This window comes from Niveispirillum cyanobacteriorum (assembly GCF_002868735.1).
GTDB lineage: Bacteria > Pseudomonadota > Alphaproteobacteria > Azospirillales > Azospirillaceae > Niveispirillum > Niveispirillum cyanobacteriorum.
In genome coordinates, this window is record NZ_CP025612.1 from 390,126 (window position 1) to 406,491 (window position 16,366).

At 64.3% G+C, this 16,366-nt stretch carries 14 protein-coding genes and 1 tRNA gene; 8 read left to right on the forward strand and 7 right to left on the reverse strand.

Annotated features, from left to right (window positions below):
* Positions 1-6: 6 nt before the first annotated feature.
* Positions 7-663: a glutathione S-transferase family protein gene (locus C0V82_RS17635; protein ID WP_102113766.1), complete on the reverse strand. Its 657-nt coding sequence runs from the start codon at positions 661-663 to the stop codon at positions 7-9.
* A 176-nt stretch (positions 664-839) separates the two neighbouring features.
* On the opposite strand from C0V82_RS17635, the gene C0V82_RS17640 reads away from it, so the two are divergent.
* The 3 genes from C0V82_RS17640 to C0V82_RS17650 all read left to right on the forward strand — a co-directional run bounded on the left by C0V82_RS17640 (position 840) and on the right by C0V82_RS17650 (position 4,714).
* Positions 840-1,412, forward strand: a complete 573-nt coding sequence (locus C0V82_RS17640; RefSeq protein WP_102113767.1) for a HupE/UreJ family protein — start codon at positions 840-842, stop codon at positions 1,410-1,412.
* 140 nt (positions 1,413-1,552) lie between these two features.
* The gene (locus C0V82_RS17645; protein WP_102113768.1) at positions 1,553-2,662 is read left to right on the forward strand and encodes a TAXI family TRAP transporter solute-binding subunit; all 1,110 of its coding nucleotides are present in this window, start codon (positions 1,553-1,555) and stop codon (positions 2,660-2,662) included.
* A gap of 153 nt (positions 2,663-2,815) precedes the next feature.
* Positions 2,816-4,714, forward strand: coding sequence for a GGDEF domain-containing protein (locus C0V82_RS17650; protein WP_158660020.1), 1,899 nt, complete (start codon positions 2,816-2,818; stop codon positions 4,712-4,714).
* 2 nt (positions 4,715-4,716) lie between these two features.
* Here C0V82_RS17650 and C0V82_RS17655 read toward each other — a convergent pair whose 3' ends face one another.
* The gene (locus C0V82_RS17655) at positions 4,717-5,715 is read right to left on the reverse strand and encodes a sulfite exporter TauE/SafE family protein (RefSeq protein WP_102113770.1); all 999 of its coding nucleotides are present in this window, start codon (positions 5,713-5,715) and stop codon (positions 4,717-4,719) included.
* Positions 5,716-5,848: 133 nt separating this feature from the next.
* Here C0V82_RS17655 and C0V82_RS17660 point away from each other — a divergent pair, with 133 nt between their 5' ends.
* Positions 5,849-6,808 (forward strand): nucleoside hydrolase, encoded by a 960-nt coding sequence (locus C0V82_RS17660; RefSeq protein ID WP_102113771.1) that lies wholly within the window; start codon positions 5,849-5,851, stop codon positions 6,806-6,808.
* A 4-nt stretch (positions 6,809-6,812) separates the two neighbouring features.
* Here the strand turns inward: C0V82_RS17660 and C0V82_RS17665 are convergent, their stop codons facing one another.
* Positions 6,813-7,661, reverse strand: coding sequence for an EamA family transporter (locus tag C0V82_RS17665; RefSeq protein WP_199772580.1), 849 nt, complete (start codon positions 7,659-7,661; stop codon positions 6,813-6,815).
* 171 nt (positions 7,662-7,832) lie between these two features.
* On the opposite strand from C0V82_RS17665, the gene C0V82_RS17670 reads away from it, so the two are divergent.
* Together C0V82_RS17670 and C0V82_RS17675 are read left to right on the forward strand one after the other, a co-directional pair.
* Positions 7,833-7,907 (forward strand) — tRNA-Thr (locus tag C0V82_RS17670).
* Positions 7,908-8,183: 276 nt separating this feature from the next.
* A complete protein-coding gene (locus C0V82_RS17675) occupies positions 8,184-9,758 on the forward strand; it encodes an aldehyde dehydrogenase (NADP(+)) (protein ID WP_102113773.1) in 1,575 nt (524 codons plus the stop codon).
* A 3-nt stretch (positions 9,759-9,761) separates the two neighbouring features.
* Here C0V82_RS17675 and C0V82_RS17680 read toward each other — a convergent pair whose 3' ends face one another.
* Complete coding sequence (locus tag C0V82_RS17680) at positions 9,762-10,061, reverse strand: hypothetical protein (RefSeq protein ID WP_158660021.1); 300 nt, start codon at positions 10,059-10,061, stop codon at positions 9,762-9,764.
* Between the two features lie 144 nt (positions 10,062-10,205).
* The gene (locus C0V82_RS17685; RefSeq protein ID WP_102113775.1) at positions 10,206-11,402 is read right to left on the reverse strand and encodes a phosphoglycerate kinase; all 1,197 of its coding nucleotides are present in this window, start codon (positions 11,400-11,402) and stop codon (positions 10,206-10,208) included.
* A gap of 218 nt (positions 11,403-11,620) precedes the next feature.
* On the opposite strand from C0V82_RS17685, the gene C0V82_RS17690 reads away from it, so the two are divergent.
* Together C0V82_RS17690 and C0V82_RS17695 are read left to right on the forward strand one after the other, a co-directional pair.
* Positions 11,621-13,201, forward strand: coding sequence for a CYTH and CHAD domain-containing protein (locus C0V82_RS17690; protein ID WP_245924274.1), 1,581 nt, complete (start codon positions 11,621-11,623; stop codon positions 13,199-13,201).
* Between the two features lie 30 nt (positions 13,202-13,231).
* Positions 13,232-13,849 (forward strand): ParA family protein, encoded by a 618-nt coding sequence (locus C0V82_RS17695; protein WP_102113776.1) that lies wholly within the window; start codon positions 13,232-13,234, stop codon positions 13,847-13,849.
* A 312-nt stretch (positions 13,850-14,161) separates the two neighbouring features.
* On the opposite strand, the gene C0V82_RS17700 is transcribed toward C0V82_RS17695, so the two are convergent.
* Positions 14,162-15,439, reverse strand: coding sequence for a cytochrome c peroxidase (locus tag C0V82_RS17700; protein WP_158660022.1), 1,278 nt, complete (start codon positions 15,437-15,439; stop codon positions 14,162-14,164).
* A gap of 64 nt (positions 15,440-15,503) precedes the next feature.
* Positions 15,504-16,295 carry a hypothetical protein gene (locus C0V82_RS17705; RefSeq protein ID WP_102113778.1) on the reverse strand — a complete coding sequence of 264 codons (792 nt, stop codon included), beginning with the start codon at positions 16,293-16,295 and terminating at the stop codon, positions 15,504-15,506.
* Positions 16,296-16,366 lie beyond the last annotated feature (71 nt).

The window sequence follows — 16,366 nt, forward strand, 5'->3', positions numbered from 1 at the left end:
CCGGGATCAGGCATTGGCGGCGCGGCGGCGCATGAAATCATCCAGGGCGCCGTTCATTTCCTTCAAAAGAGCCGCCACCATCGGGTCATTCTGGGCATGGCGCCAGACCGCCCCCATACGCGGATGGTCGGCGAACATGTCGATGCCGCCAAAAGCCGGCAGGAACTTTTCCAGGAAAAAACAGGCTGGCACCATGGCGCAGTCGGCCAGGGTGAAACGGTCGCCCATGCACCAGGGACCGTCGATGAAGGTTTCCAGCCCATCGCGCCCGCGCTTCAGTTCCGCCAGCTTCTCCCCCACCAGACGCGCATCGCGGGTGGCGGGGTTCATCTGCCCCAGCAGGCCCAGAAGGGCGGGCAGGATATAAAGATCGGCGGCCCGGCTGATGATGCGGGCGCGGGCGCGTTCCAGATCGCTGCCGGGCAGGATGGGTTTGTCCGGGAAGCGTTCGTCCAGGAATTCGCAGATCACCTCGGACTCGATGATCGTGGTCCCGCCCGCATCCAGGGCCGGCATCTTGCCATAGGGATTGATGGCCAGATACTCCGCCGATTTCAGCCCGCCGCCCGGTGGTGGCACCACCGGGATGTCCAGCCCCTTGTACCGGATCGCCAGCAGGACCCGGGTGACATAGGGGCTGAGCACGACACCATAAAGCTTCATCTTCTCAATCTCCGGTCGGTCGCCCGTACGGCCATCCACCCCCTACATAGCGCGATGCGGCACAGGGGGGTAGGGGGCAATGGCCCGCGCATGGTCGTATCCTGCATGCCCCTAGGCTTGACCCGGGCCCCAGCTTGCGGCCATCAAGGGGTGAAGATAATGCTGGGATATGCTGAATGCGAATTGCCGCCGCCCTGTGCTTGACCCTGATTGCGCTGCCCGGTCTGGCCCATGCCGCGTCGGTTCCGCCGGGCCTTTCCGCCGGCATCGCAGGTCCGGTTCTCACCTATGTGCATCTGTTCGGCCTTCTGGGTTTGGGCCTATGGCTGGATATGCAGGGGCGGGGAACGCCTGGGGCGGGGGCGGGCCTGGCGCTGGCCGCCGGGATCATTGCGGGCCTGTTGACGCGGGCCGGCTTGCATCTGCCCTTCGCCGGTCTGGCGCTAGAGGCATCGCTGATCGTGCTGGGCGGGTTGCTGGCAGCGACCTTTACCCTGCCGGCGGTGATCGGTCTGGTGATGGCGGCGGCGGTAGGTGCCCTGCATGGGATCAGCCTGTCGCAATGGGGCGGGCCCGTTACGGGAAACGCCCTGTTCTGGCCCGGAATGTTGATGGGCTGTGTTCTGGTTCTGTCTTCGGGCGTGGGCCTGTCGGCCACCTTGTACCAGATTGGTGGGGGCAAGGCCTCGCGCGTGGCGGGTGGTGGCATCGCCCTGCTCGGCCTTTTGATGCTGTTGAATGTTTTGTGACAAAAACCGTTGGATATCGGCCACACGACCCCGACTTTTGTCGCTGCCTATACCATTTCGTCCCCGTTCCGGTTGCGAACATTGTTCGGCAGGCGCACCATAGTATGGTCGTAAGCCACAAGGGAAAGGGCGCTTAGGCCATGCCCAATCCAGCCGAACCCCCGCAAACCGTCCCGCCCGAAGCTGAAACCCATCCCGGTCTTCTGCGACGACGCAGCCTGTTGGCCGGTGGCATGGCCCTGGTGACGGTATCTGCCCTGCCGGGCCTGGCCCGGGCGGCGTCGGAACAGGTGCGGTTTTTCCAGATCGGCACCGGTACCACGGGCGGCACCTATTTCCTGATCGGCGGCCTGTTGGCCAATGCGGTTTCCAATCCGCCCGGTTCACGCCCCTGTGACCGGGGGGGCGCCTGCGGTGTGCCGGGCCTGATCGTGGTGGCACAGGCGACGTCGGGGGCGGTGGACAATATCGGCCTGATGCGCTCACGCCGTCTGGAATCGGCGCTGGTCCAGGCCGACATCGCGCATCTGGCCATGACCGGACAGGACCCGTTCCAGAAAACGGCCTATCCCGACCTGCGCGCCATCGCCAATCTTTACACCGAAACCATCCATCTGGTGACCCGCGCCAATAGCGGTATCAAGAATCCGGCAGACCTAAAGGGCAAACGGGTGGCATTGGGTGAGCAGGGGTCGGGCACGCTGGTGACGGCGCGCGCCTTGCTGGCCACCTATGGTCTGTCTGAAAAAACGGTGAAGCCCTTTTATCTCAGCCCCGCCGCCGGCGGTGACCGGCTGGAGGCGGGGGAACTGGACGCCTTCCTGATCGTCGGTGGCTATCCATTGCCGGCGGTTGCCGATCTGGCTCGGCGCCTGCCCATCGCTCTGGTGCCCTTCGATGATGCCCGTGCGGCGCAACTCATGAAGCGCATGCCGCATTTCACGGAAACCCGGATCGATGCGGATACTTATGACGGGGTTCCGGCCACGCGCACACTGGGCGTCGGGGGTGTCTGGGTGGTGCGCGGCGATCTGAAGCCGGAACTGGTGCATGACATCACAGCGGCGCTGTGGAACGAACAGACGCGGTCGATGCTGGATAATGGGCATCCGCGTGGCAAATCCATCCAATTGGCCACGGCCCTGTCGGCACTTCCCATTCCGCTGCATCCCGGTGCTGAACGGTTTTATCGGGCCAAGGGCATGATCAAAGGCAATGAACCCGCACCCAAGATGCCGGCCACGCATTGAGGGCACGCACGTAGTAAATTGTCCCGTCTGTCCATAGTTCGCTTTCCCGGGTTGACCGGAGGAAACATACAAAGATAACCTTCGTCCTGTTGGCTGCGGCGGGACAGGTGGCACATGGGACGGGTGATGGCAGGATGGCGGTGGCCGGCAGCCTTGTCCGGTACCTTGCTCGGCCGCTTTGTCGTGCGGCTGGCCGGATGGTCCATGCTGGTCGTTCTGGCCTTGACGGCGATCGTCTATTCAACCATTTACGACCGGGAGGAACGGGAGGCGCTGGACAGTTTGAAGGCGCATCTTCTGGAACGCGGGCGCACAGAAAGCGCCATTTTTCAGCTTGCTGCCTCCAATATGGAGCTGTTTCGCGACCGTTTCCTGGCGCTCTATGCCGATCCTGCGATTTTAGCCGACCCGGATTTTGATACCTTCTTTGAACGTGGGGCCGATGGTGCCACGCGTCTGCGTCAGCAATATTTCGACAGTATGGTGGGGCCCGATGGTATCCGCCGCGCTGGCATGTCGGGTTTCATTGGCGCAAACCAGAAGGTTATTTCCGACGAACTGAAGCGCCGTCTTGTCCTGTCCTATCATCTTCTGGCTGAATACGGTCCGGCCTGGCACAATCGATTCATCAATACGACGATCAGCACGCCGGAAAATGCCATGATTATGTTCTGGCCTGCCTTTGCCTGGGGGCGGGAGGTTGAGGCCGATCTGGACATGACGGCCTTTTCCGTCGTGCGATCCACCATGTTCGCGGAGAATCCCGACCGTCACGCCGTCTGGACACCGCTTTACCATGACCACACGGCCAAGGCCTGGATGGTGACCTATCAGTTGCCTGTCGATTATCAGGGCAAGCATCTGATCAATGCCGGTCATGACGTGCTGGTCAATGATCTGATGGACCGGTTGATCACCGACCATCTGCCGGGATCGTACAATTTCGTCATGGCGGCGGACGGTCATCTGGTGGCGCATCCGCTGTGGATGGACCGGCTGCGCAAGGAACTGGCCACCATCAATCTGAAGAAGCTTGGTGATGAAGGCCTGCTGCGAACCCATGCCCTGATCCGCGACAGCGTGGAACGGCGTAAAAGCGATCCTGGCCCGGATGAGAATGTCTGGATCGTTGATGATGTGGCCGATGACGCGTACTTGGCTGTCACGCGCCTGGATGGCCCCGACTGGTGGTTTGTGGCCCGTTATCCTAAGGCGCTGGTGGCGGCCAAGGCGCATCAGGCAGCCAGTGCCATCATGGCCATGGGTACCGCCTATTTCCTGGCCATGCTGGTTCTGGTCTTCGTTCTGCTGCGCCGTCAGGTGGCCGACCCGATCCTGCAATTGAAGAACGCGTCGGAGAAGGTGGCGGCGGGCGATTACGCCGCCGTCGCTGACGGCGAAACGCCGTTGCCGACGGCGACGCAGGACGAGATCGGCCTGCTGGCCCGCTCGTTCCAGGATATGGCGGTGCGCGTGCGGGAGGCCAGCGACAGCCTTGCCGAACAGGTGGCCCTGCGGACCGAGGCGCTGGACGCCGCCAACAAGCAGTTGGAGGAATGGAGCCTGCACGACGCCCTGACAGGCGCCCATAACCGCCGCGCCTTCGATGCCGACCTGCGCAGCGTGTTCGATCTGGCGCAGCGTCAGGGCAAGGCCAGCTTCGCGCTGCTTATGGCCGATATCGACCATTTCCAGGCCTACAACAGCGCCTATGGGGAGGCAGCGGGCGACCAGATCCTGCGCACCCTGTTCCGGGTGCTGGCCCGGCAGGTGGGGCAGGGGGACCGGGTCTATCGCCATGGCGGTGCACGGGCGGCCATCATCCTGACCGAAACCGATCCGGTGGCACTGGAGGCACGGGTACGGGCGTTGCTGGACGACGTGGCGGCCCTGGCCCTTCCGCATCAGAAAAGCCCGCATGGCATCGTGACCCTATCGGCGGGATTGGCCCGTTTCAAGCAGGACATGGCGACTCCCGCCGACATGGCGCGGCTGGCCGATGACCGGCTGGCCGCGGCACGGGCCGGGGGGCATAACCGACTGGTGGCGTAGGATCAGGCCTCCTGCGCCGCCGTCTTCTCCACTGCCGCCTTTTCGCTGCGGCGGCGGGTCAGTCTGGATAGAGACAGGCTGAAGATCGTCATCAGGATGGCGCAGAAGATGGCGGACCAGATGACCTTGGCCAGCGACGGGTTGTTCAGGTTGAAATAGGCCAACTGCCCGATATTCAGCAGAACAACGCCGCGCAGCATCCATTCCACATTGATCTTGGCCAGGATATAGGCCCCGAACGGTGCCATGAACAACACCACCGGATAAGCGCACAGCCAGGTCCGCACCTGGTATTCCGTCAGGCCGGCATCATGGAAATGTCGGTAGGCATAACCAAGGATGGATATTGCGGCCATCAGGATGATGGACATATGCGTCGCCACCTTTTCCTTTATGCGGAACCGGGTGACCAGCAGGGTATAGATCACGATATCGGCGCCGGTGCCGAACAGGCTGGCACATAGGCCACCCACGATCAGCACCAGACCCAGCAGCGCATGATCCCGCCAGCCCGCCGTTTCCAGACGGGGCCGGTCACCGCGATGGTCGCTCCAGACATAGGCAATGGCGAAGGTGGTGATCAGGCTGAGGAACAGAGCCTGGATGATGTAGACAGGCAGCGATTGCAAAAGCAGCATACCGGCCACGAAGCCCACGAAACAGACGGGGATGAAGGCCAGCAGGGGCTTGTAGTCCCTGATAACGTTGTCTTTGTGGGACAGAATGAAGATGCTGGCGCTGGTCATGCCGATGCTCTGGATCATCAGGCTGAAATCGCGCGCCATGGTACGGTCGACGGACAGGAAGATGTTCAGAACGGGAAAGGCCACGGCCCCGCCGCCTTCTGGCGTCAGCCCTGCAACGAAGGCCCCCAGCACCATGATGGCCGGGTAATACCAGTGTCCAGCGAGGAAACCCAGGTCATTGAAAGCGGTAAACAGGATCAGCCACAGGCCGAACATGCCGACGAACCAGCCGGTGAAGATACGGCTTTGAAACAAGGGTCCCTCCCAGGGCGCTTTCTTGATATTTAGCAAGAATGGACACGGATCGCGGCGCGGGTCAACGGCAGCCCGCTTCCTTTCCGGGCGCAGGCTTCGTATCCTTGTGGCCTGTGGTTGAAAGGATGGTTCGATGAGCGCGCAGATCCCCCTGATCCTGGACGGCGATCCCGGCACCGATGATCTTCTGGCGTGGATGTGGGTGCTGGCCCTGCCGCACCGCGCGCGGGTACTGGGGATCAGTGCCGTGAACGGCAATGTCACGCTGGACCGGACGACGGCCAATGCCCTCGCCTTCCTAGACCATGTCGGCGCGCCTGATATCCCCGTGCATGCCGGTGCCAAGGCGCCGTTGGGCAAGGATGAACCGCCGCCCGGCGACGGGGCCTTTGCTGAATCCGGCCTGGGCGATCTGGTGCTGGCCCCGTCCGCACGACAGGCCGCGTCGCATGATGCGGTCGGCTGGATGGCGCAGACCCTGCGCTCCATGCCGGTGCGGACCGTGACGATCCTGGCGACGGGACCGCTGACCAATCTGGCGTTGTTGCGCGCGACGGCACCCGATGCCTATGCCCGTATCGGGCGGATCGTCGCCATGGGCGGATCATTTGGGCCGTTGCCGCCCAATTTTGTGCGCCGGGGCAATGTCACCCCCTTTGCCGAGTTCAATTTCTGGATGGATGCGGCGGCGGCGCAATCGGTGCTGAATGGCGGGGTGCCGGTGGTGCTGGCCCCGGCCGATGTCACACATCAGCTGATTTCCACCCCCACCCGGCTGGCCGCCGCCCGTGCCCTGCCTAAATTTGGGGAGGAGGTGGCGCGCATGCTGCACGCGCCCTATCACTTGGATAAGCCGAAATTCCATACTGAGGGGGCGTTCCTGCATGATCCCACGGCGGTGGCCGGCCTGTTCCATCCCGACCTGTTCGAAACGGTCCGCGCCCAGACGCATATCGTGACGGAAGGGACGGGGATCGGCGCCGGCCTTCTGCTGCCCGACGGGGCCGGGAATGTGGAGGTGATGGTGCGGGTGAAGGACACCGACGCCTATTACACACGTCTGTTCACTGAACTGGCCGCGCATTACAGGTAAGGTGTCAGGCCAGCCGCAGTGTCGCGATCCCCGCCAGGACCAGAAGGGCGGCACCGGTGCGCCAGCGGCCCACCGGTTCCTTCAGCCACAGCCGCGCGATCAACAGGGCGAAGATGACGCTGGTTTCGCGCAAGGCGGCGACCAGGGCGATGGGTGCATGGGTCATGGCCCAGATGGCGATGCCATAGCCGGACATGGCCATGATCCCGCCCACCAGATCGCGCCGCCAGCCGGTCTTGGTCGCCTGCCAAAGCCCGGCCCCCCCCCGCCTTGCCCAGGCCAGCGCCACCATGGGTGGGGCGTTCAGGATGAACAGCCAGACCGTATAGGCCACGGCATGGCCGCCGGCACGGGCACCCAGACCATCCACCGTTGTATAGCCCGCAATGAAACAGGCGGTGGCCAACGCCATCAGCACAGGTCGCGGATCGGCACGTAGTGCGGCCCCACCGCGCAGGGCCAGGGTGGCGATGCCGCCTGCGATCAGGACGATTGCCAGCCCTTCCACCGGCTTCAACGGATCGGTGCCCAAGACCAACCCGACCAGGGCTACCATTGGCGGGGCGGCGCCACGCGCCACAGGATAGACCTGTGACAGGTCACCCAGCCGATAGGTGCGGACCAGAAACAGCTGATATCCCGTGTGGAAGGCCAGCGACGCCGCCAGATAGGGCCAGGCCGCCACCGGCAGGGCCGGCACAAAGGGCAACAGGGCGACACCCGCCACTGCACACCAGACATTCAGCATGGTGATCCCCACCAGCCGGTCGCCCCCGCCCTTCAGCAGACTGTTCCATCCCGCATGCATCAGGGCCGCGCACAGGACCAGCGGCACCACCCATTCCGTCATCATTCCCCCAGGAACCGGCCCGAATACCGGCAACGCCAACCGGTTCGCCCCCGGAACGATACAAGCATTGGTGCCATGCGGCGCTTGACGATGATAATCGGCTGATCAGGCAAATTTCACTGTTGCCAACCTCAAGTCCCTTGGCTATAACCCCGCCCACTTCACCGCGACGGCGCCCCGATAGCTCAGCGGTAGAGCAACCGCTTCGTAAGCGGTAGGCCGTTGGTTCAAATCCGACTCGGGGCACCATCTCCTCCCAATGTTGATTGGGGGTGACAGGCCGGAAGCTGGTGACAACTTTCAAATCTTCTTGTGAAGAACTTGCTGGGCTTTCCAGCAAGGTGAAGGTTGTCCCGGGCTGTCCGGTTTTTTGTTTTGGCCCTCCGCATCCGTCATCAAATCACGCTATGCTGCCTTCCCACCATGCTGCTTGCCAGAGCAACATGGTTAGCGGTAACAATACCGCCGATCGGCCCCGGTTGACCCGGGGCCCTGGAGGGAACACCGACAAAGCGGGAGTGTTTGATGTCTTTGCATGGCAATTTGCTGATCGGTCGTAGCCGTATCGCCACCGAGGCCGGGTTCAAGGCTGTCGATCCGGCCGCGGATGCTCAGATCGAACCGGCCTTCGCGCAAGCCACACCCGCCCATGTCGATCAGGCCTGCGCGCTGGCATGGGCCGCCTTTGACGGGTTCCGGGAGGCGGCGCCGGAGGATCGTGCACGCCTGCTGGAAAAGATCGCTGAGAATATTGTCGCCATTGGCGATGAATTGCTGGACCGTGCCGGGGCCGAAACGGGCCTGCCGCGCGCCCGGCTAGAGGGGGAGCGGGGCCGCACGGTCGGCCAGTTGCGCCTGTTCGCATCCGTGCTGCGCAATGGCGACTGGCTGGGTGCCCGCATCGACCCGGCCTTGCCGGAACGCAAGCCTATGGCCCGCGCTGACCTGCGTCTGCGCAACATCCCGGTCGGCCCCGTCGCGGTGTTCGGTGCCTCCAATTTCCCGCTGGCCTTCTCCGTCGCCGGTGGCGACACGGCCTCGGCGCTGGCCGCCGGTTGCCCCGTGGTGGTGAAGGTGCATTCGGCCCATCCCGGCACGTCCGAACTGGTGGGCGAGGCGATTGCCGCCGCCGTGGCCGAACTGGGCTTCCATGAAGGTGTCTTCTCCATGCTGTCCGGCACGCAGCGGGAGTTTGGGCAGGCCCTGGTCGCCGATTGGCGCATCAAGGCCGTGGGCTTCACTGGGTCGCGTGGCGGTGGTCAGGCCCTGATCCGCATCGCACAGTCGCGTCCCGAACCCATCCCCGTCTACGCGGAGATGAGCAGCATCAACCCCGTCATCCTGTTGCCCGCCGCCCTGTCGGCGCGCGCCGAAGCGCTGGGCACGGCCTTCGTCGGCTCGCTGACCATGGGGGCGGGGCAGTTCTGCACCAATCCTGGCCTGATCCTGGCCGTTGATGGCCCCGACCTGGAGCGGTTCATTGCTGCCGCCTCATCCGCCCTGGCGAATGTCGCCCCCATCACCATGCTGACGCCCGGCATCTGCCAGGCCTACCGCACCGGCGTTGCTGCCCTGGCCGGGCACGAAAAGGTCACCACCGTGGCACGCGTGGCCGAGGTCGGGGGCAATAAGGGGGCAGGTGCCCTGTTCGCCGTCACCGCTGCCGACTTCCTGTCCGACCACGCGCTGGGGGCTGAAGTGTTCGGTTCCTCCTCCGTCATCATCCGCTGCCCTGACCTCGGCGTGCTGAAGGAGGTGCTGGAGCATCTGGAGGGCCAGTTGACCGCCACGGTGCATCTGGACGAGGGTGACCATGGCGTCGCCGCCACCCTGCTGCCGACCTTGGAGCGCCGGGCGGGCCGTATCCTGGCCAATGGCTGGCCCACGGGTGTGGAGGTCTGCCACGCCATGGTGCATGGCGGTCCGTTCCCGGCCACCAGCGACCCGCGCAGCACCTCTGTCGGGTCGCTGGCTATCGACCGCTTCCTGCGCCCTGTCTGCTATCAGGACATCCCCGATGCCCTGCTGCCGGCGGCGTTGAAGCGCGACAATCCTCTGGGCCTGAACCGCCGGGTGGATGGCGTCGTGCAGAAGGCCTGACGGTTACCGCCGGCGGTGGACCCGCACGGGGATCGGCACCAGCCGGGCCCCGTGCCCGCCGCCGGGACCATCCCTATCATCACCGGTCCCTTGCAGCATGACGGCAAAGCCGATCTGCAGGGAACCGATGGTCAGACCCGTCAGAAAACAGAAGACGCCAAGCCCCAGCCAGCCCATCTGGGTGGCCATGGCGAGACTGCGCAGATGCAGCGCATCGGTGGCGACAATGATGGCGGCAACAACCAGCCCCAGGGCAAAGCCCATGGCGGCGTGACGCAGCATGAAACGGACCAGGGGCGGCATGATCGGCCCTCCGTTTGGGGTTGATGACACAAACATGTCACCAACACCGCAGAAGGCCAAGCGGCGCATGGCCGCAGCCTCATAAGCCATCAAAGAAAAAGGGGGCCTTCCGGCCCCCTTTCGTTTGCCAGTTTGGCATGGCGATCAGGCGTGCTTCTCCAGCGCCGCCACACCCGGCAGTTCCTTGCCTTCCAGCCATTCCAGGAAGGCACCGCCCGCCGTGGAGACATAGGAGAAGCCGGACGCCACACCGGCATGTTCCAATGCTGCCACGGTATCACCACCGCCGGCCACCGACAGAAGCTTGCCTTGCGCCGTCAGGTTGGCGGCGATGGCGGCCACGGCGTTGGTGGCGCTGTCGAACGGCACCAGCTCAAAGGCACCGAACGGGCCGTTCCAGACCAGGGTCTTGGCCCCTTCCAGCTTCTTGCCCACCAGTTCCACGGTTGCGGGGCCGGCATCCAGCATCATCTCGCCGTCCTGGATGTCGGTGACGGCTGTGACACGGTGATCGGCATTGGCCTTGAACTCCCGCGACATCAGGCCGTCGACCGGCAGCACGATCTCGCACCCACCAGCGGCGGCCTTTTCCATGATGGCGCGGGCCTGGTCGGCCATGTCACGCTCGCACAGGGAAGACCCAACCGACACGCCCTGCGCGAACAGGAAGGTGTTGGCCATGCCGCCGCCCAGCACCAGGATATCGACCTTCGACACCATGTTCAGCAGCAGGTCCAGCTTGGTGGAGATCTTGGCCCCACCGACCACAGCCGCCACGGGACGTTCCGGTGCGGCCAGCGCCTTGCCCAGGGCTTCCAGTTCCGCCTGCATCAGCCGGCCGGCGGCGCTGGGCAGCAGGCGGGCGATGCCTTCGGTGGAGGCATGCGCGCGGTGGGCGGAGGAAAAGGCGTCGTTCACATACACATCGCCCAATGCCGCCAGCCCCTTGGCCAGATCGGCATCGTTCTTTTCCTCACCCGCATGGAAACGGGTGTTTTCCAGTATCAGCACGCCGCCGGCGGGCAGGGCGGCGATGGCGGATGCTGCCTTCTCACCCACGCAATCCTCCGCAAAGGCGACGGGCGCGCCGAGCGCCTTTTCCACGGCGGGCACCACCTGACGCAGGCTGTTCTTTGTGTCGGGGCCATTCTTGGGACGACCGAAATGCGACATGACGACAACCTTGGCGCCCTTGGCCGCGATCTCCTTCAATGTGGGGACCAGACGGTCGATGCGGGTCGTGTCGGTCACCTGCCCATCGGCGACAGGCACGTTCAGGTCGGCGCGGACAAGCACCGTCTTACCGGTGACATCGATGGTGTCGAGGGTCTGGAAGCGCATGGAAGAAGTCCCCGTCAGGATGTGTTGGGTATCAAATACCGGGCGGCAGGAAACACCATTGCGCGCGGCCTTTCAACACACAGGCAAGGCGGGGACATGTGCAAAAAAATCGGCCGCTGCGATAGACAGCGTTTCACGGAATTGTCATCGTCGGCTTGAAACGACCGGAATCCGGGGCGAATCAGCCCGCCGGTCGTGTTTTGCCATGTGTGCGGTGTATGATGTCCGGGTTGGAGATTGAACTGAAACTGGCGGTGGCGCCGTCCGACATGGACCGGCTGCGGGGGCTGGCCTGCCTCTCCGACACCATCGCCAAGCCGAAGGTCAAGTCGCTCGACAGCATTTACTTTGATACCGAGGACCGGCGATTTCTGGCCAACGGCCTGTCGTTGCGCGTGCGTCGTGTGGGCCGCACGCTGATCCAGACTCTGAAGTCCGCACCCCAGCCGGGTGCCGGCGCCCTGGTGCGCGGTGAGTGGGAGGTGGAGGTGGCGCATCCGCGCCCCGACCTGTCGCTGCTGCCCGACCCCAGCGTGCTTGACGCGCTGGACGGGGTTGGCAATGACGATCTGGTGCCGGTGTTTGAAACCCGCATCCGCCGGCAAATCCGGCACCTGTCGCCCCGCCCCGGCATCACCATCGAGGTGGCGCTGGACCAGGGGGAGATTGTGGCTCCGGGCGGCCTGACCCTGCCGGTGCATGAACTGGAACTGGAACTGTCGGAAGGCACCGAGACCGCTGCCCTTTATGATCTGGCCCGCGCCATCCATGCCGAAGTGCCGGTGCGACTTGAGATGCAGACCAAATCGGCGCGCGGCTATGCCCTGTCTTCGGGCGCTACGCCGGTCAGCGTGAAGGCCGCCAAGCTGACCCTGGACCCGGACGCGACGGTGGAGGAGACGCTGTCCACCATCGTGCGCCATTGCCTGGGTCATCTGATGGCGAATGAGCCGGTTACGCGGCTGGGTCAGGACCCCGAGGGGGTGCATCAGATGCGCGTGGCATTGCGCCGCCTGCGCTCCGCCCTGCAAATCTTCCGGCCCTTCATCCCGGCGGATCAGTTGGATGATCTGGGTCCGCGTGTGAAGGCGCTTGCCGACGCGTTGGGATCGGCGCGGGAATGGGATGTTTTCCTGGGCGATCTGTTGCACCCGGTCGCCACGGCTCTCTCCGGTCATGCCGGTCTGGCAGAACTGGAAATGGCGGCGCGCGCCGCACGGGAACGCGGCTATGCCCTGGTCCGCACGACCCTGGCCGATCCATCGCATACAGCACTCCTATTGGACCTAGCGGCCTGGGTCGATGGCCGGCAATGGCGCAACCAGCCGGTCAGCGAGCAATCGACACTGCTGTTGTCCCCCGTCACCGAAATGGCGGGTGCCCTGCTGGGCAAGCGGCACAAGCAAGCGCGCAAGCGGGGAAGGGGCTTCGCCAAGCTAGCCGCCGCCCCCCGGCACGAGTTGCGCATCTCGTTGAAAAAGCTGCGCTATGCGGCAGATTTCTTCCGTTCGCTCTATGAAGGCAAGGCGCTCCGTCGGTTCCTGGAGGAACTGTCCACTTTGCAGGACCATCTGGGCCATTTGCAGGATGTGGCCACCGTGGACAAGCTGGTGGCGGAACTGGAGCGGACGGGGGGCGAGACGTTGCCGCCCGCTTGGCGGTTGGGCGCCGGTCTGGTCACGGGCTGGCACGCGCGCGGCCTGCATGATCTGGAAGAACATATCGTCGCCGACTGGCACCGCTTCACGGATGCCAAGCCGTTCTGGCAGGAAGCGGAAGGAGAGGCGGAGGATCGCTGAACCCTCCGCCCGCTGTTGCAAGGGAAAGACATGCGCACCATCCTGGTTTCCAATATCAAGGGCGGCGTCGGCAAGACGACAATTGCGACGCATCTGGCCGCCTTCTTCGCCGGTCATGGGCACAAGACGGCCTTGGCCGATCTGGACCGACAGAAATCATCCCTGGGCTGGTTGAAGACCCGGCCGGACACGGCGGCCGCCATCCTGGGACTGGATTGGGTGAAGGAGATCGGCAAACCGCCATCGGGCACGGGCCGGCTGGTCATTGACGCGCCGGCGGCCATGCGGCCCAAGGATGTCGAAGATTTGATCCGCATGTCCGACATCGTCGTCCTGCCCGTCCTGCCCGGTGCCTTTGACGAGGCGGCAACGGCCCGTTTCCTGGACAAGCTGGAAGAGGTGAAGGCCATCGCCAAGGCGAAGGTGCCCGTCGCCATCGTCGGCAACCGGCTGCGGGCCCGCACGAAGGCGGCGGACCGCCTGGATACGTTCCTGGCTGGCGCGGGGCATCAGGTGGTGGCCCGCCTGCGCGACAGCCAGATGTACACCGACCTTGCCGCCGACGGTCTGACCCTGTTCGACCAGAAGGCCAAGCGTGCGGCTGATTTGCGCGCGGATTGGGAGCCGTTGCTGGCGTTCGTGGGATAGGTGCTGCCTCTATTGGCGGCACTGATCGATCAGTTGGGTATGGCTGACACAGATCTGTGCCTGCTGTCAGGGGCATGAGCGGAATTGCAGACTTACTGCCCGCCTTTTGCTAAGATGGATTCCTCACCACCAAAGCTGCGTCCATAGCCATTCGGAGCCACAGGCTTTCGGAGCGGCGCAACCCGTCACTCCTGAAACACCCCTTTGTTTTTTGTTTCATCTCGTTGCATCACGGCGATGCAGGTCGGAGCTGTACCGTCTTCGTCTCCGAATTCGGCGGCAGGTCCACGGCTGGCTTGCTGGCCAGACGTCTTACTCCACCACCTCAACGCTCATCTTCATCTTGGGATGGATGTTGCAGACGGCGCGGAAACGGCCCTGATGGTCGAACAGGACCTCCACCGACTGCCCAGGGTCCTGCACGCCGCTGTCATAATCCATGTCGCTGGCGAAGACGCGGATGTTATGGACGCGTGTATCCTCGTTATGGATGACCAGGGTGCCGCCCTTGCGCAGGCGGACGGCGGCGGCACTGAAGGCGGTATCCCGCTGCGTCACCTCCAGCCGGGCGGGTGCGGGGCCGGCGGTGACGGGACCGGGATCGGTGGCCGGCACGGCGTTCACATGCACCGGCAGAGCCGCGGGATCGGCGTTCAACGTGCCCAGGAAGGCCAGGATGTCGGTCTGTTCGGCATCGGTCAGGTCCAGATGCGGCGGCAGATCGCGTGACAGGGTGGGGCGCTGCAACACGCCCTGCACATAATGGCGCAGCACATCTTTCAGATCGGTGATGGAGCCGTCATGCATATAGGGTGCGGTACGGCCAATCTCCCGCAGGGTCGGGGTTTTCCAGCTATTGGCCAGTTCGGCATGCCCAACCACACCGCCACGGCCCGGCCCCGTCGCCGGCAGGCCGATATCGTGGAAGGCACCGTCAGTAAAGGCCCAGCCCTTGTGACAGTTGCTGCACGCCGCCTTGCCATCGAACAGGGCGAAGCCGCGCTTGGCAGCGTCAGGGATGGCCGCTTCATCACCCGCGACCCACCGGTCAAAGGGTGTGATGGGCGAAACCAGGGTGCGTTCGAAGATCGCCAGCGACTTGGCAATGTTATCCAGGTTGATCACCGGATCCTGTGGGAAGGCGCGGGCAAAGGCCGCCTCCAGATCCCGGTCACCCTTCAGTTCCGCCGGCAGGGCGGCCAGATCCTGGTTCATCTCGATGGGGTTGGCGATGGGACCCAGGGCCTGCCTTTCCAGGCTGCCGGCCCGCCCATCCCAGAATAGCTGCTCCGCCCAGGCCAAGTTCCAGAGGGTGGGCGTATGCATGGGACCTGCCTGCCCGCCTTCACCCACGGCCCGCGGCCGGGCGTCGGAGAAGCCCTTGGCCGGGTCATGGCAACTGGCACAGGACATCGAATTGCCGCCGGACAGGCGCGTGTCGTTGAACAGGCGCCGGCCCAGTTCCAGCTTGGCGTCGGAGAACGGGTTGTCCGCAGGGTAGGGCGCGCTGTCAGGCCGGCTCCAGGCGGATAGGTTGCCGGGCCGGTCGGCTTCCGCCCGCGGCCCGGCCAGCCCCAGGGTGAAGGCCATTATGACAGTTGCCAATACCGGAAATGAACGCCGCACCTTACCCATGATGAGACTCTGTTGTTATTTACCGCAGCCGGCTCAATGCCAATTCGACATTGGAGACCATGGCCGACACTTCCCCCGGCGGGGTCACCTTGCCCTTGGGCGGCTGTAGCGTGGCCCAGACGGGGGCCAGCTTATCCATGGCCTTGGCGGCATTGCCTGACGGGTCGCTGGTAGCGGCAGAGGCGGCCAGACGGTGCAGATAGACCTTGGCGATGGCGTAGAAGCCGCGTCCATCCTGGTACTCGATGGGGCTGGTGATCACTCCATCCTCCACCGCCGCCGCATATTCTGACGCCGCCGTGCGCAGCAGGGTGGCGATGACAGGCGTCAGAAAGGCCGGCTTGGCACGGTCAGCCGCGGCGATCGTGGCCTCTGCCTTGGCTATGGCCTTCTCAACCGTCTCAAGCGCCTTTACGACATCGGCCACCGGGGCTTTCGCGCGCGCCAGCGCTACCAGGGCGTCAAGCTCGGCCTCGAACCCGGCCTTACGGGTGTCCAGCACGGGGCGGGCACCGTCATAGATTTCTTCCGCCGGGTGCAGGAAATGCGGAATGGCATCGCCGCCGCGCCCCGCATTGTAAAGCTCCCGGCCCACCGACAGGTGGCCGCGTATCAGACCCAGGGAGCCTTGCAACTGCTGATCTTCGGACAGGTTGTCAAAGGCGCCTAGTTCCCCGCCCTCGCCACCCTCGGCGGCGGCCGGCACGGCGGCGCCATGGCCGGCGTGATGGTCCTGGGCCATTGCCATACCGGTCTGGCCCATGGCTACGCACAGGCCGACACCTACCCAAAGCTTCGCATTGATCCGCATTCGATCCTCCATTGGCTCTGGGTATATTGCAAATTACTCGCAAACGCGGAAGCTAAATTGACGCAGCAAGT

Bases quoted from the DNA above. Each gene is read 5' to 3' on its own strand.
- C0V82_RS17635 (WP_102113766.1), bottom strand. From the start codon at position 663: ATGAAGCTTTATGGTGTCGTGCTCAGCCCCTATGTCACCCGGGTCCTG.
- C0V82_RS17665 (WP_199772580.1), bottom strand. From the start codon at position 7,661: ATGATGACGGAATGGGTGGTGCCGCTGGTCCTGTGCGCGGCCCTGATG.
- C0V82_RS17680 (WP_158660021.1), bottom strand. From the start codon at position 10,061: ATGCCGCCCCTGGTCCGTTTCATGCTGCGTCACGCCGCCATGGGCTTT.
- C0V82_RS17695 (WP_102113776.1), top strand. From the start codon at position 13,232: ATGCGCACCATCCTGGTTTCCAATATCAAGGGCGGCGTCGGCAAGACG.
- C0V82_RS17645 (WP_102113768.1), top strand. From the start codon at position 1,553: ATGCCCAATCCAGCCGAACCCCCGCAAACCGTCCCGCCCGAAGCTGAA.
- C0V82_RS17705 (WP_102113778.1), bottom strand. From the start codon at position 16,295: ATGCGGATCAATGCGAAGCTTTGGGTAGGTGTCGGCCTGTGCGTAGCC.
- C0V82_RS17675 (WP_102113773.1), top strand. From the start codon at position 8,184: ATGTCTTTGCATGGCAATTTGCTGATCGGTCGTAGCCGTATCGCCACC.
- C0V82_RS17640 (WP_102113767.1), top strand. From the start codon at position 840: ATGCGAATTGCCGCCGCCCTGTGCTTGACCCTGATTGCGCTGCCCGGT.
- C0V82_RS17685 (WP_102113775.1), bottom strand. From the start codon at position 11,402: ATGCGCTTCCAGACCCTCGACACCATCGATGTCACCGGTAAGACGGTG.
- C0V82_RS17660 (WP_102113771.1), top strand. From the start codon at position 5,849: ATGAGCGCGCAGATCCCCCTGATCCTGGACGGCGATCCCGGCACCGAT.
- C0V82_RS17700 (WP_158660022.1), bottom strand. From the start codon at position 15,439: ATGGCCTTCACCCTGGGGCTGGCCGGGCCGCGGGCGGAAGCCGACCGG.
- C0V82_RS17690 (WP_245924274.1), top strand. From the start codon at position 11,621: ATGATGTCCGGGTTGGAGATTGAACTGAAACTGGCGGTGGCGCCGTCC.